The organism is Alteromonas sp. P256, assembly GCF_036864455.1.
In the GTDB taxonomy this organism is placed as follows: Bacteria; Pseudomonadota; Gammaproteobacteria; order Enterobacterales; family Alteromonadaceae; genus Alteromonas.
Genome location: NZ_JAZETM010000005.1, coordinates 152,391 through 176,433, shown reverse-complemented (window position 1 = coordinate 176,433; position 24,043 = coordinate 152,391). Strand labels below are relative to the sequence as shown.

The following is a 24,043-nucleotide window of genomic DNA, read 5'->3' as shown; positions in this document are numbered from 1 at the left end:
CTTATTGGGAGATAACATGAAATATATTTGGTTAGTGGCAGGGTTAGTTTTTTCTGCAACCGCGTTTGCTGACGATAGACCCGTTGCAAGCAAAGAACTTGTTCTTGAGTACAAAGCTTACTGTGCAGAACTTGCCGAAGATGAAGGCACAGACGGCTTATCACTTGACGAATATTTACTTATTTGTATCAATGAAGAGCTAGATATAGAGGGTTATCAACCCATTACGTCTATTCCTAGTTAACACTTTGTACACATTTGTTGTTGCGCCTACATGTTAGGCGCCCTCATATACCAGCGACAACATTGCGATTAGCAACCTTGTATCTGCGCGCCGCTGCACCTATCATTTCACAAATGGTAAACATAAAACTTACAGCCCTATAAACGACTAACGAACTAGCGTTGGTGTTCAGCGTGTCTGTAAAGTAGCGTGAAAGGAGGTATCATGAGCTGGGCAAGTAAAGGGCTATGTATCGTTGTTTTTCTTACGTCACTTGCATTGGTGTATGCAATGGGCGAGACCAACTTAAATAGCTTTAACAATGTGAAGGACTCTATCGAGGAGATTTACGAAGATCGTCTTGTAGTTAACGGAATGATTTACGAACTCGCTGGTTTCTTGCATGAGAAGGAAGTCGCACTTGCGGCTCAAAACTATACTTTTTTCACGAGCGAGAACGAAAAGGTTAACAAGCAAGCCTTTGCCATTATTAATGCGTTTAAGAAAACTTATTTAACTGATTTTGAAGCGTTCACGCTGAATCACTTTGAAACTAGTTTTAATGAGCTTGTGACTTTAGAAAAAGAAATCTCATTCTCTAAAGAGCAGTCAATCGATACCGCTGCAATCGCAACACTTCTGCTAGAGCTCAAGGCGTTAAATAGTGATTTAGATAAACTATCTGATATTCAACTAGCCGAAGGAAAGAATAAGCTAGCAATCAGTAAAAATGCCACTGAAGCCATGGAAACCTACCGTTCGCTGGAAAAGTACTTTTTAATCATCACGGCAGTGCTTATCTTTATCATTATTTTACTGCCTTCTTCGAAGGAAAAAGATGAGTTTGTGTCTGAGTAACACTCAGTTTGTTGGGGCAGACGCTGGTTGCGCACTTTATTGTCGCAAAACACTACACCACCTGCCCGGCTGCCCAGCCGCTGCTCCACGCCCACTGAAAATTGTAGCCTCCTAGCCAGCCGGTGACATCTACCACTTCACCAATGAAATAGAGCCCTTCAACGTTGTTGGCCATCATGGTTTTTGACGATAACTCATTGGTATTCACACCGCCAATCGTCACTTCAGCTGTGCGGTAGCCTTCTGTGCCATTTGGCTTTATGTGCCAGTTCTCTAACGTGTTTGCAATATTCTCGCATTCCCCGTGAGAGAGTTGTTTCACCGGCACGTTGCGCCAGTCGTTTAACTCGATAAAACTTTGCGAAACACGTTTAGGAAAAATCTTATTTAAGCAGGTAGCAAGCAGTGCGTCAGGCGTTTGTGTTCTGGCGCTATTTAATAGCTCGTGAGGGTCATTATCCGGGGTCGTATTGATACTTAACGTATCGCCGGCTTCCCAGTAGCTGGAAATTTGTAGCATAGAGGGGCCACTTAACCCTCTATGAGTAAACAACATGGCCTCTTTAAAGGTGGTGTCGTTACAACTTGCGTAAACATCTACCGCTACACCACTTAAATCGGCAAGGGTTTCTTTGTCTTTATCATGCAAAGTAAATGGTACTAGGGCCGCTCGGGTTGGCAGCACATTTAAACCAAATTGCTCGGCAATTTTATAGCCAAAGGGCGTGGCCCCAAGCTTGGGCATACTTAATCCACCCGTAGCGACCACAAGAGATTCGCATTCATAGTCACCATTTGATGTAGATAGTATGTACTTACTTTCGCGCTTCTCTACCGACAATATTTCGCAGCGCGTAGTGACCGTCACCTTGGCTTTTTCGCACTCTTGTAGCAGTAAATTAACGATGTCTTTTGCACTATCGTCACAGAAGAGCTGCCCCAGTGTTTTTTCATGGTAAGCAATGCCGTACTCGGCCACGAGTGAAATAAAATCCCACTGGGTATATCGACTCAGGGCAGACTTACAAAAATGGGGGTTTTGCGAGAGGAAATTCTCTGGGCCTGCGTACATATTGGTAAAGTTGCAGCGCCCACCGCCAGACATCAATATTTTACGCCCCACTTTCTTTGCGTGATCGAGCACCTCTACGCTACGCCCTCTTGCACCAGCCTGCGCAGCACAGAAAAGCCCAGCAGCGCCCGCACCAAGCACTATCACATCACGTTTAATCACGTATTAAGCCTCTCTTGGAAATACGGCTAACGGGTGGGTAGTAATAAGCTGCATATGCGCACGCTCACCTGGCTTAATGGCATTTTCGTGACTTACGCGTACTTTAAGCTGACTGCCGTTATCGTGGGTGACAGCATAAAGTCGGCTTTCACCTTCATAGCGCACCCAGTCTACCGTGCCATTGGGCGAGGCATGAGTAGCGTCTAAACTTAAATCGTCTGGGCGAACCAGTAGGTCTACTAAGCCATTTGCTTTTTGAAGTGGCGTACCCGGCACGCGGCCAATGTCGGTTACCACTGTGTTATCGGTATTGCTCGCGCTATTGTCGAAGCTTGCTTTTAAAAAGCTCGCCTCACCCATAAAGCGCGCTACAAAGCGGCTGTTTGGAGTTGAGTAGCACGACTCTGGCGTGTCTAACTGCTCTAAAACGCCTTTGTTCAAAATGCCAATTCTGTCACCCACACTGAGCGCTTCTTCTTGGTCGTGAGTCACCCAAATAGCCGGCACGCCCGCTTTTTTAAGGGCGTCGCGTATTTCCCAACGCAAGCTGTCTTTTAGCGCAGCATCAAGGTTTGATAGGGGCTCATCAAGTAAAACAAACGCAGGCTCGTGAGCCAGGGTTCTTGCCAGTGCAACGCGCTGCTTTTGACCGCCAGATAAACTGGCTGGCTTAACGTCGCGAAAATTGGCTAGCCCTAATAGCGTTAGCCAATGATCGGCAAGAGAGGTGTCTTTTAAACGGAAACACACGTTTTGCTGCACAGTAAGATGTGGAAACAGCGCAAAGTCTTGAAACACCATGCCTACATTGCGCTTTTCAGGCGGAACGTGCTTAGCCGGGGTGCTTGTCCACTTACCAAGGCGAATTTCACCTTCGGATAACGGTATTAGGCCAGCTAGCGCCTGCAAAATAGTGGTTTTACCGCAGCCTGTAGGCCCTACCAACATGAGTATTTCGTCTTGCCCAAGCTCTAAATTTAACTTGTCGACAACGCGGGTAGACCCATAATTCACTGACAAATTACTGACACTTAGCATTACGAACGTTCATCCTCGGTAACGGTAAATTGGGCTTTTCGTTCACCCGATAGCATTAGGACTAACCCAACGCCTGATAATAAAACTAGCAGCAAGCCCGGCACAGCGGCGCGACCAAAATAGCCTGCTTCGTAAACGCGCCACATGTAAGTAGCTAGTGTTTCAAACCCCGTTGGACCAAGCATAAGGGTAGCCGGGAGTTCTCGCATCGCTTCTAGAAAGACTAATGCGGCACCGGCAATCATACCACGAAGGGTTAGCGGTAGCGTAATTCGTGTAAAGGCTTCTCTGGGGCTTGCGCCAAGTACTCTTGCCGCTTTCACTAAACCTGAATCGATATTTTCAGCGGTGGCTCTTACACTGCCTACTGCCAGTGGCAGAAAGCGCAGCACGTAAGCCATGACTAATAGCCCTAGGGTTTGATATAGCGCAGGAAGCTGCAGGCCAACATAAACCAGTGCAGTACCCATAACGATGCCAGGCACACCAAAGCCAAAGTAGGTAATGCGCTCCATCAAACGGCCTGCTTTCCCTGCAATAGCAGCATGGGCGACAGGAATAGCCAATAGCACCGCCACAAGAGCCGCAAGGAAAGAAGCGTGGGCAGAGTTCCATGCGTAGCTAAGTTCGAAGCCACCGGTTCCCTCACGCACCAGCCAAAGAGTAAATATAGCGAGAGGTAAAACAATGGCCATAAACACAATAGGCATGGCAGACAGCAGCATCAAATTACATTTCCAACGGGCTGGGAAAAGTGACAGGTGTCGACCAGGACGCTCTGTTGCGCCACTTACGCGGCTCTCAATAAATAGGATAAGCCCCACAATTACCATAAGCTGCAAGCTCAACATGGCAGCTTGGCTTAAACCAAACGCATTGTACTCAACGAAAATAACGCGGGTAAAAGTATCGAGGCCCATAATCGCTGGGGTTCCAAAATCGGAAAGCGCGTAAAGCGCGGCAAGCAATGCCCCCGCAGCAATGCTGTTTGCTACTCGAGGCAACACTACACGCCAAATGCTTGCACCTAATGAAAGCCCTAGTGTTCTAGCCGCATTCACTAAACTGGCGTCTAAACTGAGTAAGCTAGAGCGCGTGGTCATCATAACAAACGGGTAGGTATACAGGCTCATGACAAGTGCCGAGCCCCACAATCCACTGATAGGTGGCGTGGTGATACCCATCACGTTTTCAATTTCGCCACCGCGACCAAACGAGAAATACATGGCAAACGCGCCAATATAGCTTGGTAACGCAAGTGGAGCGGCTAATACAATTAGCCAGAATCGTTTGAACGGCAACTGCACGTAGGCGGTAAACATTGCCAGCGGCACACCAATAATCACTGCGCCAATAATGGTTAGCACCATTAATGCAACCGTGTTGCCTAGTACTCGTAAATTATGGGTATCGAATAATTGCGCACTGTCTTGAGCTAGAGAAAACAAAACGCCGACGGGCAATAAAGCCATCAGCGCAATGAGTAGTGCCAGTGGATACGACTTTGGCCAATTTGTCACAGTACGCCAACATCCCTCATCATATTTAGGGTTGGGCGCAAGTCTGCAAGTTTGCGAAGATCGAGTTCAGGGGGAGACAGCGAGGTCAAACTCGCCAACCCTTCTGGTGCAGCCACATTTTGCACCAGTGGAATTTCATACGCTTCTCGCGCAAGGTAGCTTTGCACTTCATGGGTCAGTAAATAACGAATGAAGTTAACCGGCAAATCGCCATCGCTTAAGGCTACAATACCCGATGCGTTTACCAAACAGCCCGCATCATTGTTAGTGTAGGCTAACGCCACATTGGCGTCAGGCTTGCCCGATTTTAAACGTAAGGTGTAATAATGATTGGCAAAGCCGATATCCACTTCACCACGCTCTACGCCCATGACTACACCAAGCTCACCAGCATATTTCTTAGCATTGCGGTTAATGCCTTTTAACCACATGCGAGTGGCTTTTTCACCTTCTAGCACTCGCATTGCCGTAACGAACGACTGAAATGAAGAGTACGCAGGCGCCCAGCCAATTTTTAAATCGCTGTCGGCTAATGCCATTACGCTATCAGGAATTTGTTCGGGATTAACGCGCTCGGTGTTGTACGGTAGCGTACGTACTCTGCCCGTTACCGGAGACCAGCTAGGATATTGAAAACCGCGCTTTAACTGATTGGTAATGCTTGCAGGAAGGGGCTTTGCTGCGCCCGAGTCGGTGACCATACCAATCGAGCCTGTATCTACGGCCCAGAATAAGTCAGCGCGCTTTACGCCTGCTTTGGTCTCAGCAACAATAGTGTTCGCCAACGCGGCAGAGCCACCGCGGCGAATTTTAAGGTTTAACTTAGGATTGCGCTTTTTAATCGCATCGAGAACATTCTCGTAAAGCCCGCCTTCTCCACGCCCTAAATACAGCGTAATATCGCCCTCTAACTTGGGTAGCGATTCTACAGAAACGCTACCGGCTACAGATGCAGCTTGGGCTAAACTGAAAGGTACACTGCCCAATACACCTGCGGCAGCTAAACCTTGTAAGAATGTTCTTCGTTGCATCTAGGTTCCTTAAAATACGTCTTTACGGCCTTTCTCTGCTTCTACAAGCAGTACACGCGCTTTATCTAGTTTGCTTTGCATGGTTTCTACCACGCTACGCACACCGTCTACGCCTTTATCTTGAGAGATAGCTTGCGGCAATGTAACGTTAAAATCTCTTTCCAACGACTCAACTAATGCAGCGTCTTTTGCAATTAGGTCCCCTTCTACCCCTTCAAAGCGCTGAAGGTAAGTATCGTGAACTAATGTGGTCGCCACTTCGTTAAGCTGCTCTGCATACTTGGCGACAACGCGATCTAGTCGAGTTTTAATATCGTCGATAACAGCTGGACCGTTGGTAGGTTCAACTTCAGTGGTTTGCACTTCACCAACCAGTCCGCGCTTTTGATATTGTGACGCAAGTTTAACTGCGCCCAGCGCTTGCCACAAGGCGTGGTTCAATTTCTCTTGCTCGTGACGCACTACATCAATAGGCTTGCCTTCATCAATGGCCACTTTTACGCCGTAAATACCCTGCCAAATTGAGGCATAAATAGGTACATACTGAGTTTCAATTGCCGAGTGAAAATCGACTTCTTCCCAATATTCCATTAGGGCGTCTGTTTTAAGGCTTTTATCTTTGTTGGCATAGGCATCTACCACACCGCCAAACTTGCTTTCCAACCACTCTACTTCTTCAGTGTATTCACCAATATGAGCGTGCAAATTATTGACGTGGTCGCCTATAGCTCCATTCGCCATTGCGTTTGTTGTCACCATAGATAGTGAAATCATTGATACAGCCAAAAGAGCACTCATTTTTTTCAATGTTGTTGTCATACTTGTTCCTAAAACATTGTTCTGTAACGTTGGAATCTGCGCAAATGATACTTATTATCATTAACTAAGTAAAGGCAACTCACCTCGGCTACCGGTAGTATACCTTTGCCTAGGATATTGATTTTCAATAGGGTCAACCTACAGCGCGCTGGTATATTAATAAAAATGAGTCTCAGATACATTAACTATTCCTTACAAATACGCTAGCAAACAAAAAACCCGCTAATTAGCGGGTTTTTCCATGGATAAGTAATGTCTGCAGTGATTATAAGCTATTTAACATCGACTCTGCGTCACTTACTTCAAAGCGGCCTGGATCTTCAACGTTAAGTTGTTTCACTTCGCCGTCTTCTACAAGCATCGAGTAGCGCAATGAACGCATACCACCAAAGTTGCTTGTATTCATATCCAAGCCTACTTGGCTAGTGAAAAAAGCATTTCCGTCGGCCAGCATAATAATATTTTCTGCATTGTTTGCTTTACCCCACGCATCCATAACGAAAGCGTCGTTAACCGAAAGACAAATAATACTGTCTACGCCTTTCGCTTTTATTTTATCAGCTAACGCTACATAGCCAGGCAAGTGAGACTGTGAACAGGTGGGAGTGAATGCCCCCGGTACCGCAAACATTACCACGCGTTTATTAGTAAAAAGTTCATTAGTACCAGGATTAGTAATTTCACCGTCCACTAAAAGACTAAAATCTACCTCTGGTAAAGTGCCACCAACTCGTAACATGCTGCTCTCCTAATTATTTTGACACAAATACACATCAAATCTGTGTTTCTTACTTTCAATAGCCATTGATGGTTTTTCACCTGCTAATACATCTGCACTGTTTGGACGTTTAACCACCACGCGGTGTGTAGCAAGCTTAAGGGCCGGCGGTAATAACGCATCTGCATCTGGATCGTGACCAAGCAATTGTTGAAACAACCGCATTTCTTTTTTCACCAAGGCTGATTTCTTTTTATGTGGGAACATTGGGTCTAAGTAAATAGCATTCACACTCTCACCCTTAAAGTATTGCATCACCTCTGCACTATTTCCATGTTGAAGTGTAATTCTCTCAGCAAGTTCTGGAAAATGCATCGCTAGTCGTCGAATACCGTCTTCTAATAACGCGGCAACGATGGGCGAACGCTCTATCATGGTAACCTTGCACCCCACACTTGCCATAACAAAGGCGTCGCGGCCAAGCCCAGGTGTGGCATCTACAACATGCCAGCTGTCATTCCCTTTTAAGCCAATGGCTTTCACTATGGGCTCTTTCCTTCCGCCTCCATGCTGCTTGCGATACATGCTGGCAGGAGAGGCAAAATCGACGTCTACTGGCAGTACCTTTTTCTCACTGGCATCAGCTAATCCCAGTACATTGTCTTTTATCTGTAAGTATAGTCCGTCGTTGGGCTTGTTTTCTGCTATACATGTCGCCTCAGCCCACTTTACGGCCACGTCGTTAAGCAGCAGTCTGTCAGCTTCATACAAGTTGCTGCTTTTTTCAGTAGCAACAATTATGGACATTGGTGAAGAAAAAGTTGGGAGCAAGATGTCTGGCGCGGTGCTCTTTGTACTATCAGGCATTGCCATACTGCTCCTTATGACCAATCCAGCGATTAATAATGGCTTGCGCATGGGAGGGATATTTGTCCCACATGGTATAAGCAATCTCTTGTACTTTAGGGATGAGCGCTGCATCGCGCACTAAATCGGCTATTTTAAGCTCTGCCATGCCAGTTTGCCGCGTGCCCATAAACTCCCCCGGCCCGCGTATTTCTAAGTCTCGCTGAGCGATATAAAAACCATCGCTACTTTCTCTTAATACACCTAGTCGCTGAGTGGCGGTTTTAGATAGCGGGCTTTGATACATAAGCACACACTGGCTTTCCACTGCGCCACGCCCTACTCGACCGCGCAGCTGATGCAGCTGTGCTAAACCAAGGCGTTCAGGATTTTCGATAATCATTATGCTGGCGTTGGGTACGTCTACGCCCACTTCAATAACCGTGGTGGCAACCAGCAAATCAAGCTTCCCTTCTTTGAAATCGGCCATGACTTGGGCCTTTTCAGCAGACTTTAAACGCCCATGCACTAAACCAACCTGTAAATCTGGCAGTGCAGTACGCAGGGTAATAGCAGCCTCCTCGGCGGCTTGGCATTCTAATACTTCAGATTCATCTATTAGCGTGCACACCCAATATGCTTGCCTGCCGTTGTCTTTACATGCCTGACGCACCCGCTCTATAACATCCGCGCGACGGGTATCGGGCAATACCACCGTCGTAACCGGGGTTCGCCCCGGCGGTAGCTCATCAATAATTGACGTGTCTAAGTCGGCGTAGGCCGTCATGGCAAGGGTACGAGGAATGGGCGTTGCCGTCATAATAAGCTGATGGGGGAAGCGCCCTTGCTGCTCACCCTTGTCTCTGAGTGCAAGTCGTTGATGTACGCCAAATCGATGCTGCTCATCAACAATAACTAATGCCAGCTGCTGGTAATTTACGCTTTCCTGAAAAACAGCATGGGTACCCACCAGCATTTGCACATCGCCGGCTTCAAGCCTTGCCAGCACTTCGCTTCGAGCTTTGCCTTTAAGCTTGCCAGCTAACCAGCCCACTTCAATACCTAATGGCTCTAGCCATCCTCTAAAATTGTTAGCGTGCTGCTCTGCTAATAGCTCGGTGGGCGCCATTAACGCCACTTGATGACCTGCGCCAATTGCTGATAACGCAGCAAGGGCAGCCACTAAGGTTTTACCCGAGCCTACATCGCCCTGCACCAGTCTCATCATGGGTCTGGCGCGCTGCATGTCTTGCTGAATATCTTTCACTACCCGCTGCTGTGCGCCGGTAGGCGAGAATGGCAGCTGTGCCAGCATTTTTTCAATCAGGTTGTCGTCCACTTTTATGGCAATGCCCGGCTGGGCGTCTGACTGTTTACGTACTTTAAGTACGCTTAAATTGTGGGATAATAGCTCTTCAAGAATAAGACGGTATTGAGCAGGGTGAAGCCCCTCTTCTATTTCATGCACATCGGCATCTGGAGGCGGGCGATGCACTGTGTGCAGGGCTTCATTAAGGGAAACTTGATTATCGTAGATACCCTCTGGCAATAAATCGGTTAAAGCGCCTTTATCTAAAAGCGCTAATGCCTGCTCGGTTAAGTTGCGAAGGGTAAGCTGTTTAATGCCCTCTGTCGTTGGATAAACAGGGGTTAACGACTCTTCAATTGGCGGCGCGTCTTCATCTACCACTTTAAATTCGGGATGCATCATTTCGATGCCCCATTTGCCCGTGCGAATTTCGCCAAAACAACGAACTACATTGCCAGGGGTCATCATTGTTCGCTGCACTGCACCAAAGTGAAAAAAGCGCAGCGTTATTGTGCCCGTGCCGTCACTAATTTTGACGACCAGCATTCGCTTTTTGCCGTACTGAATATCGGCATTCATCACTTCGCCCTGCACGCTTACATGGGTGAAAGGACGGCATTCAGCAACACTGTAAACGCGAGTTCTGTCTTCGTAGCGAAGGGGGAGATGAAATAGAATATCTTGCAACGTAAACAAGCCGATTTTGTTGAGCTTTTCTGCCACCTTTGCGCCTACCCCTTTAAGGGCAGTGATAGATGTGGTGGCGAGTGCTTGCATGCAGCCTAATCCTCAATTCAAACGGTTGATTGTGATACTAAAACGATAAATGAAGTGTAAAGGATTGTTGCGGGGTTGGCGAGTACGCTTTAGGCCAGTTTTTATTGACTGGCCTTAGGCTTACACCACTTGCTAGTTGGCTTCTAGTGCTTCAGCCTCAGCTTTGGTTATTTGCATTTCACGCCACCAACTTTCATCGGCAATCACTTCACCCATGTTATTGATTGCGGGATAAGGAAGACCTTTTCGCATGCATAACTTAAACAAACGCGGATAACCATTTTGAAATGCCAATGCTTGGCACTCTTCCTCTGGTAATTGCTGGGTGTTGTACATACCGGCAATAGTGCGCTGGCGCTGGGCTTCATAAAGCACAAGCGCTGCCGCTACAGACACGTTTAACGACTGCACCATGCCCATCATGGGAATAACAATATCCTGATCGGCAAGGCCAATAGCTTCGTCAGTTGCACCGTACTTTTCCTGACCAAACAAAATGGCGGTGGGTTTAGTGTAATCCACATCGCGAAAATCGATAGCCGAGTCAGACAGGTGAGTAACCAGCACCTGCATGTTCTGGGCTTTTAATGTGTCCATGGCACTACCAATAGTGTCATGATTGGTTTGACGCACCCAATCTTGACTGCCCATAGCCGTACCGCCACGAAATTGGTATTTCTTTTCCCACACCGTGTGCACACGATGAATGCCAACGGCATCGCACGTGCGCACGACAGCTGACACGTTATGTGGTTTATGCACATTTTCTAAGCAAACCGTAAGGTCGGTTTGCCTTTTATCCAGCACAGATCGTATGCGCTGATAACGCTCTGGCGACATGGCTTACTCCGGTAACTCCATAACACCGTCTATCTCTATTTGAGCACCTTTAGGTAGTGCAGACACTTGCACCGCTGCGCGAGCTGGGTAAGGTTGGTTGAAATAACGGCTCATTATTTCGTTGACTAACGCGAAGTGACCTAAATCGATAAGAAAGATATTCACCTTTACTAAATCGTTAGTGGTGCCGCCGGCTGCTTCACACACTGCCTTTAGGTTCTCAAATACCTGAACAGCTTGTGCTTCAAAATCTTCAGACACCATTTCCATTGTTTCTGGTACAAGTGGAATTTGACCTGAAACATATACCGTAGTGCCGGCTTTAGCTGCCTGGCTGTATGTACCAATAGCAGCAGGTGCCTTATCGGTCTGAATAATAGACTTAGACATAAATATTCCTAAATTTTGATAAAATTAGTGTCGAGATTGACTGTGACGAGACACTCTTTGAACCTCTGGCATGGTGCGTATTTTCTTCATTACGCGGGCCAGGTGCACGCGGTTGTGCGTGGTTAGCTCTAGGTCAATAAAGTAGATGTTACTCTCTTTCTCTTCGGTTTGCAGACCAATAATATTGGACTCACACCCAGATATAGTGTTTGTTAACGTTGCAAGCGTACCTTGATGGTTAATCAGCTCAATGCGAAGTGACGCTTTAAACTCACCCTGAGGCTCATCGTCCCACTGCATAGGCAACACGCGCTGAGGCTCTTCTTTGCTTAGCTTGCGAATGTTATTACAGCCTGTTTGGTGTATGGTCATGCCTCGGCCAGGGCTTAGCACAGCAACAATTTCATCATCGGGTATGGGGTGACAGCAGCGAGAATAATTCACTAACAAGCCTTCTGTACCGCGAATAGCAACGTTGCCTTTCTTATTGGATAAATCGGTTGTGCTCTCACCCAATAAGCGTCGAGCCACAATAGCACTTAGCTCGTTGCCAAGGCCAATATCTACTAACAGCGCATCGAAGTCACAATGCTTCGTTTCAGCCACCACTCGGTCGATGTCTGCATGGGGTATTTCATCTAATTTCACGCTGCCAAGCGCGTGCCTTAGCAGCCGGTTACCCATATTCACAGCTTCCTGAGAATGCTGCTTGCGCAGATACTGGCGAATACGAGTGCGCGCTCTGGCGCTTACTACAAAGTTCAACCAGTTGGCATTAGGCTTGGCCCGTGGCGAGGTAATAATTTCTACCGTTTGACCGTTTTCTAGTGGCTTACTTAAGCTGAAATTTCGGCGCTCTACACGCACGCCAACACAAGTATTTCCTATATCGGAGTGTACTGCATAGGCAAAATCCACAGCAGTAGCTCCCATAGGAAGCTCAATAATGCGGCCATCAGGCGTGAACACGTAAATCTCATCCGGGAATAAATCGGTTTTTACCGATTCAATAAATTCAAATGACGAACTTGCTGATTGCTGAAGCTCCAACAGGCTTTGTGCCCATTTACGGGCACGCATTTGCGCTGTAGTGCCACTATCACCAGGCTCTTTGTACAGCCAATGCGCCGCAACGCCTTTGTCTGCCATTTGGTCCATTTCGTGGGTTCGAATTTGAACCTCCACTGGAATACCATGAGGGCCAATAAGCGAGGTATGAAGCGACTGATAACCATTGGTACGCGGAATGGCAATGTAGTCTTTAAAACGGTTTTCGATGGGCTTATACAAGCCGTGCATAGCGCCAAACGCACGATAGCAGTCGTCTACAGATCCCACCACAATACGAAATGCATACACGTCCATGACTTCGCCGAACATTAGCTCTTTGTTTTTCATCTTGCGATAAATAGAGTAAAGATGCTTTTCACGGCCTAACACATTAGATTCAATTTCATAGGCATCTAAACGAAGGCTCAGCTCTTCGCGAATATTCTCGATAATTTCTTTTCGATTGCCTCTAGCCTGGCGTACCGCCGATTTGAGCGCGCGATGACGCATGGGGTACATGGCTTGGAACCCTAAGTCTTCAAGCTCATTTTTAATATCGTGAATACCTAAGCGATGAGCAATAGGCGAATAGATCTCAAGGGTTTCCAGCGCTATGCGGCGGCGCTTGTCTGGTCGCAAAGACCCCAGCGTTCGCATGTTGTGAGTTCGATCGGCAAGCTTAATAAGAATAACCCTGATGTCTTGCACCATGGCCATCATCATTTTACGAAAGTTTTCTGCCTGCGCTTCTTGTTTGCTGCTAAATGCAATTTTATCTAGTTTACTTACACCTTCTACCAGTTCGGCTACCGTATCGCCAAACGCTTTAGCAAGGTCGTCCTGACTATAATGGGTATCTTCAATAACATCGTGTAGTAAGGCAGCCATGAGGGTTTCATGGTCCAGATGCATATCGGCAAGTATGCTGGCTACTGCAACAGGGTGTGTGATGTACGGGTCGCCACTAGAACGCATTTGACCATCATGGGCCTCTTGCGCCAACACGAAAGCATCTTGAACCAGCTGCACTAAATCAGCGGGCAAATACTTAACAACTTTCTGCTTTAAACCTTCAAACAAATACACAGCGTAAAACGGCCCCCAATTTCAGTACTTCCTTAAGAATACGTTTATTTTCGCATTAATCCAATACGCTGAAACCAAAGCGCCAGTGCTTTTTTCAAAGCACTGGCGCAAAATGGCTTGTATCCGCCCTAAAATGGGCTAATTACAATGTCTAACTGAGCAATTTTTACTGTTCAGATAAGATATTCGCAACAGAAGAAAACTCTACGTTATCTTCACGCTCTTGTGTTTGAAGAGCATCTTGTTCAAGGGTGGCAGCTGTAACCAAACCTTGTTCGATTTCACGCAAAGCCGTTACAGTTGGCTTGTCGTTTTGAACGTCAACCATAGGATCTCTCCCGCCAGTGGCAATTTGACGTGCACGACGTGCAGCAACTAGCACTAGGTCAAAGCGGTTACCAATTTTATCTACGGCATCTTCTACAGTTACGCGAGCCATCTATTTCTCCGAAAATCAGGTTGAGCGAGGAATACAAAAAACAGCCACGCAGTATACACGTATACCATTTGCGATCCTAGCACTTTGTTGAAATATAACACAGTTGGGCAGCGCCGATCCTGAAGGTTTTTAAGGCGGCGCGCCTATGCGCTGCCTAACAGCGAGTCGAACAGCGGCTGATGACGAATTTGCTGTTTAGCAGAACGCAAACGTTGGGCTATCACAATCGCTTCTAGCTCGTTTAATGCCGTAGCAAAGTCATCGTTGATAATAATGTGACCAAACTCATTAAAATGAGACATTTCATCCACTGCCTTTGCCATGCGGCTCGCGATAACTTCGTCGCTATCTTGGCCGCGTTGATTCAAGCGTTGCTCTAAAACATCCAGCGATGGCGGTAAAATAAAAATACCGCAGGTATCTGGCATTAACTTGGTGACTTGTCGCGCACCTTGCCAATCGATATCTAAAAATACATCTATTCCACGATACAGCGTTTGCTCAATGGTCACTCGCGACGTACCGTAATAATTACCAAATACTTCCGCATACTCAAAAAATACGCCCTGCTCGATGAGTGCTTCAAATTGCTCGCGAGTCACAAAATGATAGTGCACGCCATCCACTTCGCCGGGTCGAGGCTGTCGCGTTGTGTGCGATACCGATACCTGCATGGGGGTGTTAACATTACCCTCATACTTTTCCATTAATGCTTTGATAAGACTAGATTTTCCAGCACCAGATGGCGCTGCAAGAATGAACAAATTACCGAGTAGTGAGGCCATGAAATAATAAAGTTTTGTTAAAGTATGGTGATTTTAGATGTCAATGATAGCATATTGGACGTTTATGCCGTAACTATCACGTTAGTCGCAGGCGCTAAAAAGCAAAACAACCCGGCGATGAAGGTTGTAAATTATAACTCATTAGGAATAGAAACAATGACTCAGCCCCTTTTACCCTGTGTAGAAAACACACCCGCCTCAACACCTGACGCCTGCGTTATTTGGTTACATGGACTTGGCGACTCAGGGCATGGTTTCTCGCCAATCGTGCCAGAGCTCAAGCTTCCTGGCTCCATGGCAGTAAAGTTTCTTTTTCCTCACGCTCCAGAGCGCCCCGTTACTATAAACGGCGGTATGAGAATGCGCGCTTGGTACGACATAAAATCCCTCGATTTTGAAAGTCGCGCCGACCTAGATGGCGTTGAAGAATCGGCAGCTCAGGTAGAACAGCTGATCAATGCGCAAATAGACAGTGGAATTCCTGCTAACCGTATTGTGCTTGCAGGCTTTTCTCAAGGTGGCGTCATCGCTTTGCATTTGGCACCACGGTTTAATGCTAAGCTAGCAGGTGTGTTGGCGTTATCAACTTATATGTGCGAGCCCTCTTTGCTGGCAAATCAGGCAAATGACATTAATAAAGAAACACCGATAATGATGGCTCACGGAGAGCAAGATGAGGTAGTGCCGGTGTTTATGGGTAACGCCGCGTTTAAAACCATGACAGAAAATGGTTTTAACGCCACGTGGCAAACTTACACCATGCAGCACAACGTATGCATGCAGGAGTTAAACGACATAAGCGCATGGCTGCAATCGGTGCTTTCTTAACATTGCTCTGTATTGTCTTTAGCCTCAAACAACCTTATTTCTGCCACTGTTTTTAGCTTGATACAAGTTGTCATCGGCCTGCTTTAGTGTCGCGTTGATGTTGCCATCGGTTAACGCAGTTGCTACGCCAAAACTTGCCGTTATCTTGTGATGAATATCACCTTTATCAAAAGGATTGGCGTTCACTTTAGCGCGAATAATCTCGGCCAATTTTAATGCCTGAGTCAGCGTCGCTTTCGGAAATATCACCAAAAACTCTTCGCCGCCAGTACGCGCTACAATATCCGTTGTGCGTACTGCGCTTTTCATTATTTCGGTAAAATGTATAAGTACTTCATCGCCCACATCATGTCCGTAAGAATCGTTAATCACTTTGAAGTGGTCTATATCAACGACAACCGTGCTGAGTGGAAAATAGCTGGCGGGATCCTTCGACACTTTTTCAAAATATACCGCTTCTAAAAATCGTCGGTTTGGCAATTTAGTAAGGGGGTCGGTATTGGCCTGACGCATGCGCTCTAGGTTTTCTTCTAGCATTTCTTTTCTGCTCTGATGCCAAAAGTTTTCTGCAATAAAAGCAACGCAAATAAAACAGCCCATAGAGATAAGAAAACGGGACACGTCTTCTTCAGCGTACTGCGCGTAAATAAGATGCTGATTGAATAGCATAACAACAGCCAACACCATGGTGGCTGCTACATAAAGTAGCGCTGGCCTAAAGCTCACTACAATAATCTGAATAAAGATAAGTGGGTATAAAAAATACAGGCCGGTATTGTTGTACCCACCCGTATAAATAAGTGCATTACAAGTAAACAGAACAATAAGACCCGCTACATAATAAGAAACGTCTGAGTGGGGAAAAATATGCGAGGCTATTACGTTTAGGTAAATAACCGTGGCTGACACTGCCAGCGCGGTAACTAAAAATGGGTTATCACCACCTACATTTATTCCTGCCATAATGGCCATGATGGTGCCGCCTACATAGGAAATAAAATACAACGTTAAGCGTCGACGCCTTGCTTCAGCTTCGCCCTTGTGTGCGCCTTTTAATAGGTTGCGTAGAAATGAATGTTCCATATACCTAGCTCTTACTCATTAAACGTAATGGTGGCACTTCAGACGGTGCCTCTTTAAAATTTTTATACGCTGGACTCAATGTATTTGTTCCATATAAACCAGAGGAAAACCACGTGAATTCAACACATTTTCGTCTGATATGCGTATAATATAGCGTACGTTTTCCTGAATATAATTCTAAATGTCAGGTATCGCATCCAAATTTGAGCAGCATTATAGCCTAGTGTTAGCATCGACATCATTTTAACTATTTATAGCGTGGAATTATCATGAGTCACCAAGGTACGTCTCGCACCATTCGAATTGCAACCAGAAAAAGTGCACTAGCGCTATGGCAAGCTGAGTATGTAAAAGCAGAGTTATTAAAGCACTATCCATCGCTAACCGTAGAGTTGGTGCCGATGAGTACGCAGGGCGACAAGATTTTAGATACTCCCCTTGCCAAAATTGGCGGTAAAGGCCTTTTCATTAAAGAGCTTGAAATTGCCATGCTTGAAGGCCGAGCCGACATTGCTGTGCACTCAATGAAAGATGTACCGGTGGCGTTCCCTGAGGAGTTTGGGTTACACGCCATTTGCGAACGTGAAAATCCGTTTGATGCTTTTGTGTCTAATCACTATGACAGCGTAGATGCCTTACCAAATGGTGCCGTAGTTGGAACCAGCAGCCTGCGCCGCCAGTGCCAAATTCGCAAACACCGCCCCGACCTCATTATTAAAGACTTGCGCGGTAACGTTAATACCCGATTAGCCAAACTTGATGCCGGCGACTACGACGCTATCATTTTAGCGTCGGCAGGCCTTATTCGATTGGAAATGCAAGACCGCATTAAAATGGCATTACCTGCTGAAGTGTCTTTGCCAGCAGTAGGCCAAGGCGCTGTAGGCATTGAATGTCGCAACGACGATGCCCAGCTTATTGAGTTATTGAGCGCGTTAAACCATGACGAAACCCATGTGCGAGTAACTGCAGAGCGCGCAATGAACGAGCGTTTAGAAGGCGGCTGTCAGGTGCCTATTGGTAGTTTTGCTACCCTCGACGGTAAAACACTGACGCTAACCGGAATGGTTGGAAAACCCGATGGCACAACATTACTGTTTGCCTCGGCTACCGCGTCTGCAGAAAAAGCAAAAGACATCGGTGTAGAAGTTGCCGATGCGCTTCTAGAGCAAGGCGCTGGCGAAATTTTAAAAGCCCTTTACGAGTAAGTAACCCCAAGTGCTGCTTTTTACCCGCCCTCTGCCAAAACTTGCCTCTAGCGCAAAAGCGTTTGATGCTGCCGGTCTTGATGCAGTAGGCGCGGCCACCTGTGACATTGTTTACGTGAAATCCGAACGCAATGCCATTAGCACATTTATAGCAGAAACGAGGGTAGATGTGATCATTGTCACCAGTGTTTACGCTGTTGATGCGGCCGAAGATGCGGTGCAGTCACTGATTGAAAAAGCTTTGCCTAACAGCAGCTTACCGTTAATTATTGCCGTTGGTGATGCCACTGCTAAAAAACTTCATCACGCCCTTTGTGCTATACCACAGCAAATATCACCGCTCGTTATACTGACTCCTGAGACTCATACATCAGAGGGTATATTGGCTATGCCTCTACTCAATGAGGCAAAGGGCAAACAAGTGATTATTATAAAGGGAGAAGGCGGTAGACAGGCCATAGCTGACGGACTGACTGCAAAAGGAGCCTCGTGTCAGAGCTTCTGCGTATACCGAACCGAGCAACTTGCAGACCCAATTTACACAAAGTGCTGGAAAGTTGAAGATGTTCGCGGCATCATCGCTACAAGCGAAGCTATGGCAATGCAACTTATACACAGCCAAGGGCATGCAATTTTATCTCTGCCCTGGCTTACCGTTAGCGAACGCATAGCCGTATCGCTGAGAAAATGTGGAGTGACAGAGGTGTTTGTATGCCACCGTGCCACTGACCAGGCATTAATTGCTTGGGTAAAGGACAACTGGGAGTATTGAATGGCCGATAATAAAGATAATGGCGTGCAAGATAGCAAAGAGACTGATGACGCAGTGATTGGTGTCGATGTAAAACGCAATGCAGAAAATTCAACAACTTCTGCCAAGCCAGGCGCCAACAAAAAAGCAAAAAAGAAATCATCTGGAAATGGCCTGCTGTGGTTTGTCGTTTTTATTCTCTTCTTATTAGTAATAGGCCTCGCCGGCGCTGGCTACTGGTATTACACGCAGCAGCAATCAAGCAGCAGTTCTATGACAAGTGCACAGCAGCAAACTACGGCAAAGATTAATGCTTTAGCTTCTGCAAGAGACGACGTAAACAACACGCTTAGCCGAATTGCTCGTGATAACGACGCTTTAAAAGACACCATTAGCGACCTTCAAAAGCAAAACGAAACTCTGTCTCTACAAGCAGAATCTACCCTTGAGCAACTGAATCAAATGGAAGGGCGTCGCCCAGCAGACTGGCTTATTGCCGAAGCTGACTATTTAGTGCGTATGGCTGGACGAAAGCTGTGGCTAGAAAACGACGTTCGCACAGCTATCTTATTGTTAGTAAACGCCGACAAACGCTTAAAATCGTTAGCCGATCCGTCAGTATTGCCCGTACGCGCCGCACTAGCACAAGATATTCAAACCCTTCAGCAGCTAAACCCTGTGTCGCAAAGTTCGGTAGCCCTAGCGCTAACTGGTATGGTCGCGCAAATTGATAAACTGCCCTTAGACACTTTTGAAAAGCCTGAAGATAAGGACGCTGCAGATAATGCCCTTTCTGAGTCTACCGACGACTGGAAAGACAACTTAGCAAAAGTATGGCACTCATTAGTTGATGACTTCTTAACGGTAAAATCTATTGAAGGTCCTATTGAGCCGGTATTGTCGCTAGAAGCACAGTTCCTCATTAAAGAGCAGCTGCGACTGCAGCTTATGCACGCACAATCTGGTGCATTAACTGCCGACGCCGGTCTTTATAAACAGTCTCTGCAATATGCACAAACCTTGCTTATTGAAAAGTTTGATACTGAGAAAAGCCAGGTGAGTGGATTTGTTAACGCTTTACAAAACTTGCTAGAAACGGATGTGGCGCGCCCTATTCCTAGTGAGCTTGTATCGCAAAAGCCGCTAGAGCAACTTCTAGACCGCCGTGTTAAACAGGTCTTTGGTCAAGGAGCAAGCGCACTATGAAATGGTTAGCTATTGCCCTTGCGGTATTAGCCGCATTCGTTGTCGCGCTTATTGTTGGGCCTATGATTTTAGGCGACAAAGGTTACGTATTAATATCGCTAGGTGAGACCGCGGTAGAAATGACGGTGATCAGCTTTTGCATTCTGGTAATAGGCGCCGTAATCGCATGGTACGTGCTGTCTCGATTAACACTTTGGGCGCTAAGTTTAATTACTGGCTCTCATCGCTGGTTTGGCACCTTAGGCGAACGCAAGCGCAAGCGCGCCTTTTATGATGGCTTACACGCCTTGGCCGCAGGCGATATTGAATTGGCTCAAAAATCGTTAGGCAAAACCACTAACGGCGATTTTGAAGGGGTAAATTATCTTGCCTCTGCGCAAATTGCGTTTACAAGTGGCGAGCTAAACAAAGCCCGTTACTTTTTAGAGCAAGCAAGTGATTACGCCAATGCAAAAGTAGCCGCTACGGTTATGCAAGCTCGCATTGATATCAATGAAGGTAAACATACCGAAGCATTAGAAAAGCTAAATGCGTTAGATGAGAAAGACCAAGAGAATAAGCAGGTTATTCGCCTTAAAGCACAAATACTAGCGAAACTGGGTAAGTGGCAAGAGCTGCAGAACAAACTATCAGGATGGCGAAAGGCCCTGGCGAAAGAAGACTACAAAGCTTGGTCGCAGCGCATTGCCAAAGGTAAGTTTGCTGAAATTGCCAGCAAGCAGGGCGCCGTTGAGCTGAAGAGTTACTGGGAAAACTTACCCCGTAAAATGCGAAACGACGATATTTATCAGGCAGCGTATATTCAGCAACTGCTCGACCAAGGCATGCATTCTGATGCGCAAGCCCTTTTGGTAGAATGGCAGAAACGCGGCCCAAACAGCAGCCTATTCCCTCTGTTTACTCAGCTTAACATTCCCGATTCGTCGCCGTCTCTACGCCTACTAGAGAGCTGGATTAAAAAAGATGACAAGAACATCGAGCTATATTCTACCTTAGGACAAGTTGCCTTTAATTCTGGCGACGATGTATTGGCAGAAAAAGCGTTATTAAAAGCCACCAAAATGGCATCGCGCAAAGAAGATCTATTGCTACTGTCAGCGATTAGCGAACGCAAGCACGATACTGCAACAGCACTTCAACTCTATAAAGAAAGCCAACAGTTGTAAGGCAAATCGCTAGCATAAACCTTATTGATTATCTGCCTATTACAACAACCTATTTTTATCCGCTTGGCAAAAAATAGGTTGTTGTAAAAATATCACGTTACAACTGGTACGACCTGTACAACCTCCAAGAAATTGTGTATTATTCGTTCTATACACTCATGACAGCGCTGTCATAAATAATTATGACAGGGAATGGCGCTAGCATCGTTAGTAATTTTTATCATCTATTGAACTAGGAAACACTATGCGACTGATTATTAGTATTTTGTTATTCAGCCTGCTAGGTACTTCAATTGCGCGAGCCACGCCAATTAGCATGGGGTTGGGTGATGCATCCAAATATAACTTAATTACAAGGGGTGACGCGTTACTTATCGACGCTGATTCACAAGGTACTATTGCGATAGGTGGCAATGCTACTATTAACAAGTATGACGTGGGTGCATACACCAGTGGCAACACAGTATTACAAGTGAATGGCAATTTAAATGTCTCTGGCGATGCGAATATCAAAGGTGATGCAATTGTAAAGGGCCAATACAATAACGTATATGAAAGTCAAGGGTACGAGCCGATTATACATGGGGGAAATTTATCCGACACGGGCGGCATCGATATAAAGGCAACGTTTGATAAGTTAGCGCAGTTTTCTACCGCTCTCGCCGATTTAACTACAAATACGACAAGTCGCATCAGTTACACAGAGCTTTTTTTGACACCGCAACGTGATGAGGCCTATTTAAACAATTTATTTGTCGCTGATATTCACGTTGATGACCTTAACGCACTCGCCAGCATAAATGGAAAATCGTTTACTAATAACGATTATGTGGTGTTTAACGTTGCTAGCAATAAGAACGTAGAACTAGACACGTTTGACGTGATGTCTGGACTACCAAATAAACAAAACTTACTGTTTAACTTCATTGACGCTGAATCGATATCCTTTGACAGCGGGAACATACATGGCAGTATTTTGGCGCCCAATGCTGACTTTGTTTTCGACAAGGGTCTTATTACCGGCGGCGTGTATGTCAACAGTTTTACATCAAATACTGGAGCGCAGCTTAACTTTGAGGGTGGTTTTTTGGGAGAAATTCCAAACCCATCATTAGTGACTACGGTGAGCGAACCTTCTGGTGTTTTCATTCTTTTTATAGGGGCGCTTGCCCTTATGGTAAGCCGCAAAAAAGCGCTAACAAACGCAATTGCTGCCTAAGCTATTCAACCTTTTTAGCTTGGTAGCCACGTAAAAGTGACTTATCTGCTCATTGTTTTTAGTTATGAGTGTTAAGGTAATTTGGGCCTGAAATTAAGTAACTTAGGCTCGAATTTAAGTGACAGTGTTTAGGCCATTTTTTCGGCCTAAACGCCTTTCTCTTATGCATTAGATTTTCTATTTAAAAATAGAAAAAAATTATTTTGATTTAACCCAAAAGCCCCCGTACAATCCGCGCAAAAATTAGCCAAGACAACCACGCATTTCAGAACTGTTTTTGGCCTCACTGCTTTACGCCTATTAATCAATGTTTATAAATGACGTGCATTGTTAAGGAACGCTGTTGGACACAATTGAATTTATTCAAATTCGAAAGTTTATTGTTAAGCTTGGCAAAATGCTGCATAAGTACGGTACGCCTGCATTCCGACTAGAGGCCTACTTAACTGAAATTGCCACGTATCTTGGTGTCCACGCCTCATTCATTTCTACGCCTACGTCGTTAACCATTGTTATTTGGAGCGATCGCCACGAAGACGAATATAACCACTCAGCCCGCCTAATGCCTGGTGAGTTAGACATGAATGCACTCTCGCTAACCGATGAGCTAGCCAGCTCATTGTTAAACGGTGAGCTTTCGTTAAGCGAAGCCAATACTCGCCTTGATGAAATAGACGCAATGGGTAGCCTATACGGCAAACTTCCAACCGGTATTGCTTATGGCATGGCCACCGGCGCATTTGCTATGCTGATGGGAGCCAGCTGGTCTGAAATTGGATGGTCTAGCGCTCTTGGCTTGCTTGCCTTTGTATGGACGCTTTGGGCGACCCGCTCTAAACGCGTTAACTTAATGCTAGAGCCAATGACCGCGTTTATCGCAGGCCTATTAACTTGTGCCATTGGCAGCTATGTAGACCCTGGTATTAACATTCCCCTCGTTGTGCTGTCATCGGTAATTGTTTTTGTTCCTGGTCTTGCCCTAACTATGGGGTTAGCGGAATTGTCTTCGAGGAATATGGTGTCGGGAACAGCGCGTACCATGGATGCCATTATGCAGTTATTTAAACTGTATTTTGGGGCATTTCTTGGCGTTACTGCAGGCTTTAATTTGTTTGGCGAAAACATCTATACTCCGGCGCAGTCGCTACCTTACTGGGCAACCTGGCTATCGGTATTATTGCTGTGCATTGCCCTAGTGGCCATTTTTAGAACCCGAGTAAAGCACATACCATGGGCATTGGCTGCAGCGTTTATTGCCTACAGTGCTACAGCGTGGAGCGCCGATTACATGAGCCCCGGCTTAGGCGCATTCGTAGGCGCGTTTGCATTAGGCATATTTGCCAACGGGTTTACCCGTATTGCTAACCAGCCGGCGACCATTGTGGCTATGCACGGATTAATAGTATTGGTACCAGGCTCAAAAACCTACATTGGGCTGAACTCGTTTATGACAGGAAAAGACTTTGTGCAGGCTGATCATTTAGGCCAAGAAGTGTTTCTCATTTTCATGTCCTTAGTGGCAGGACTCATATTTGCCAACGTCGTTATGCCCACGAAAAAGGCGCTGTAACAGCGCCTTTATCATCATATTGAGACTCGACTAACATCTTTTTAAAGCC

The 24,043-nt window shown here is 46.1% G+C and carries 23 protein-coding genes; 9 read left to right on the top strand and 14 right to left on the bottom strand.

Annotation, left to right across the window (positions count from 1 at the left end; genetic code table 11):
* Window positions 1-16 precede the first annotated feature (16 nt).
* Both V7R39_RS09970 and V7R39_RS09965 read left to right on the top strand, forming a co-directional pair.
* Complete coding sequence (locus tag V7R39_RS09970) at window positions 17-244, top strand: hypothetical protein (RefSeq protein WP_163106560.1); 228 nt, start codon at window positions 17-19, stop codon at window positions 242-244.
* Between the two features lie 204 nt (window positions 245-448).
* Window positions 449-1,081: an MCP four helix bundle domain-containing protein gene (locus tag V7R39_RS09965; RefSeq protein ID WP_334030440.1), complete on the top strand. Its 633-nt coding sequence runs from the start codon at window positions 449-451 to the stop codon at window positions 1,079-1,081.
* Window positions 1,082-1,133: 52 nt separating this feature from the next.
* On the opposite strand, the gene V7R39_RS09960 is transcribed toward V7R39_RS09965, so the two are convergent.
* From V7R39_RS09960 to gmk, 13 genes are all read right to left on the bottom strand, one after another.
* Complete coding sequence (locus tag V7R39_RS09960) at window positions 1,134-2,315, bottom strand: NAD(P)/FAD-dependent oxidoreductase (RefSeq protein ID WP_334030438.1); 1,182 nt, start codon at window positions 2,313-2,315, stop codon at window positions 1,134-1,136.
* A 3-nt stretch (window positions 2,316-2,318) separates the two neighbouring features.
* Window positions 2,319-3,353, bottom strand: a complete 1,035-nt coding sequence (locus tag V7R39_RS09955) for an ABC transporter ATP-binding protein (RefSeq protein WP_334030437.1) — start codon at window positions 3,351-3,353, stop codon at window positions 2,319-2,321.
* A complete protein-coding gene (locus tag V7R39_RS09950; protein WP_334030435.1) occupies window positions 3,353-4,873 on the bottom strand; it encodes an ABC transporter permease in 1,521 nt (506 codons plus the stop codon). The genes V7R39_RS09955 and V7R39_RS09950 overlap by 1 nt, the downstream gene beginning before the upstream one ends.
* Complete coding sequence (locus V7R39_RS09945; RefSeq protein WP_334030433.1) at window positions 4,870-5,904, bottom strand: extracellular solute-binding protein; 1,035 nt, start codon at window positions 5,902-5,904, stop codon at window positions 4,870-4,872. Before V7R39_RS09945 ends, V7R39_RS09950 begins: the two co-directional genes overlap by 4 nt.
* 9 nt (window positions 5,905-5,913) lie before the next feature.
* Entirely contained in the window at window positions 5,914-6,723 is an 810-nt protein-coding gene (locus tag V7R39_RS09940) for a hypothetical protein (protein WP_334030431.1), read from the bottom strand.
* 265 nt (window positions 6,724-6,988) lie between these two features.
* Window positions 6,989-7,462, bottom strand: a complete 474-nt coding sequence (locus V7R39_RS09935; RefSeq protein ID WP_334030430.1) for a peroxiredoxin — start codon at window positions 7,460-7,462, stop codon at window positions 6,989-6,991.
* Window positions 7,463-7,471: 9 nt separating this feature from the next.
* Window positions 7,472-8,308 carry a class I SAM-dependent methyltransferase gene (locus tag V7R39_RS09930; protein WP_334030429.1) on the bottom strand — a complete coding sequence of 279 codons (837 nt, stop codon included), beginning with the start codon at window positions 8,306-8,308 and terminating at the stop codon, window positions 7,472-7,474.
* Entirely contained in the window at window positions 8,301-10,373 is a 2,073-nt protein-coding gene (gene recG, locus V7R39_RS09925; protein ID WP_334030428.1) for an ATP-dependent DNA helicase RecG, read from the bottom strand. The genes V7R39_RS09930 and recG overlap by 8 nt, the downstream gene beginning before the upstream one ends.
* 132 nt (window positions 10,374-10,505) lie before the next feature.
* On the bottom strand, window positions 10,506-11,213 hold the full coding sequence (gene trmH / locus V7R39_RS09920; RefSeq protein WP_334030427.1) for a tRNA (guanosine(18)-2'-O)-methyltransferase TrmH: 708 nt from the start codon (window positions 11,211-11,213) through the stop codon (window positions 10,506-10,508).
* A gap of 3 nt (window positions 11,214-11,216) precedes the next feature.
* On the bottom strand, window positions 11,217-11,603 hold the full coding sequence (locus tag V7R39_RS09915) for a RidA family protein (RefSeq protein WP_334030426.1): 387 nt from the start codon (window positions 11,601-11,603) through the stop codon (window positions 11,217-11,219).
* A gap of 24 nt (window positions 11,604-11,627) precedes the next feature.
* The gene (spoT, locus tag V7R39_RS09910; protein ID WP_334030425.1) at window positions 11,628-13,739 is read right to left on the bottom strand and encodes a bifunctional GTP diphosphokinase/guanosine-3',5'-bis pyrophosphate 3'-pyrophosphohydrolase; all 2,112 of its coding nucleotides are present in this window, start codon (window positions 13,737-13,739) and stop codon (window positions 11,628-11,630) included.
* 166 nt (window positions 13,740-13,905) lie between these two features.
* The gene (gene rpoZ / locus V7R39_RS09905; protein ID WP_269518567.1) at window positions 13,906-14,178 is read right to left on the bottom strand and encodes a DNA-directed RNA polymerase subunit omega; all 273 of its coding nucleotides are present in this window, start codon (window positions 14,176-14,178) and stop codon (window positions 13,906-13,908) included.
* A 143-nt stretch (window positions 14,179-14,321) separates the two neighbouring features.
* Window positions 14,322-14,963 (bottom strand): guanylate kinase, encoded by a 642-nt coding sequence (gmk, locus tag V7R39_RS09900; RefSeq protein ID WP_334030422.1) that lies wholly within the window; start codon window positions 14,961-14,963, stop codon window positions 14,322-14,324.
* Between the two features lie 156 nt (window positions 14,964-15,119).
* Here gmk and V7R39_RS09895 point away from each other — a divergent pair, with 156 nt between their 5' ends.
* A complete protein-coding gene (locus tag V7R39_RS09895) occupies window positions 15,120-15,791 on the top strand; it encodes an alpha/beta hydrolase (RefSeq protein WP_334030606.1) in 672 nt (223 codons plus the stop codon).
* 24 nt (window positions 15,792-15,815) lie between these two features.
* Here V7R39_RS09895 and V7R39_RS09890 read toward each other — a convergent pair whose 3' ends face one another.
* On the bottom strand, window positions 15,816-16,874 hold the full coding sequence (locus tag V7R39_RS09890) for a GGDEF domain-containing protein (protein ID WP_334030421.1): 1,059 nt from the start codon (window positions 16,872-16,874) through the stop codon (window positions 15,816-15,818).
* Window positions 16,875-17,143: 269 nt separating this feature from the next.
* Here V7R39_RS09890 and hemC point away from each other — a divergent pair, with 269 nt between their 5' ends.
* From hemC to V7R39_RS09860, 6 genes are all read left to right on the top strand, one after another.
* Window positions 17,144-18,082, top strand: a complete 939-nt coding sequence (hemC, locus tag V7R39_RS09885) for a hydroxymethylbilane synthase (RefSeq protein ID WP_334030419.1) — start codon at window positions 17,144-17,146, stop codon at window positions 18,080-18,082.
* A gap of 10 nt (window positions 18,083-18,092) precedes the next feature.
* Complete coding sequence (locus V7R39_RS09880; protein WP_334030417.1) at window positions 18,093-18,854, top strand: uroporphyrinogen-III synthase; 762 nt, start codon at window positions 18,093-18,095, stop codon at window positions 18,852-18,854.
* A complete protein-coding gene (locus V7R39_RS09875) occupies window positions 18,855-20,039 on the top strand; it encodes a uroporphyrinogen-III C-methyltransferase (protein WP_334030415.1) in 1,185 nt (394 codons plus the stop codon). It begins immediately after the preceding gene.
* A complete protein-coding gene (locus tag V7R39_RS09870; RefSeq protein WP_334030414.1) occupies window positions 20,036-21,205 on the top strand; it encodes a heme biosynthesis HemY N-terminal domain-containing protein in 1,170 nt (389 codons plus the stop codon). The genes V7R39_RS09875 and V7R39_RS09870 overlap by 4 nt, the downstream gene beginning before the upstream one ends.
* 244 nt (window positions 21,206-21,449) lie before the next feature.
* A complete protein-coding gene (locus V7R39_RS09865; RefSeq protein WP_334030412.1) occupies window positions 21,450-22,424 on the top strand; it encodes a choice-of-anchor A family protein in 975 nt (324 codons plus the stop codon).
* A 343-nt stretch (window positions 22,425-22,767) separates the two neighbouring features.
* Window positions 22,768-23,994: a threonine/serine ThrE exporter family protein gene (locus tag V7R39_RS09860; protein WP_334030411.1), complete on the top strand. Its 1,227-nt coding sequence runs from the start codon at window positions 22,768-22,770 to the stop codon at window positions 23,992-23,994.
* Window positions 23,995-24,043: the final 49 nt, after the last annotated feature.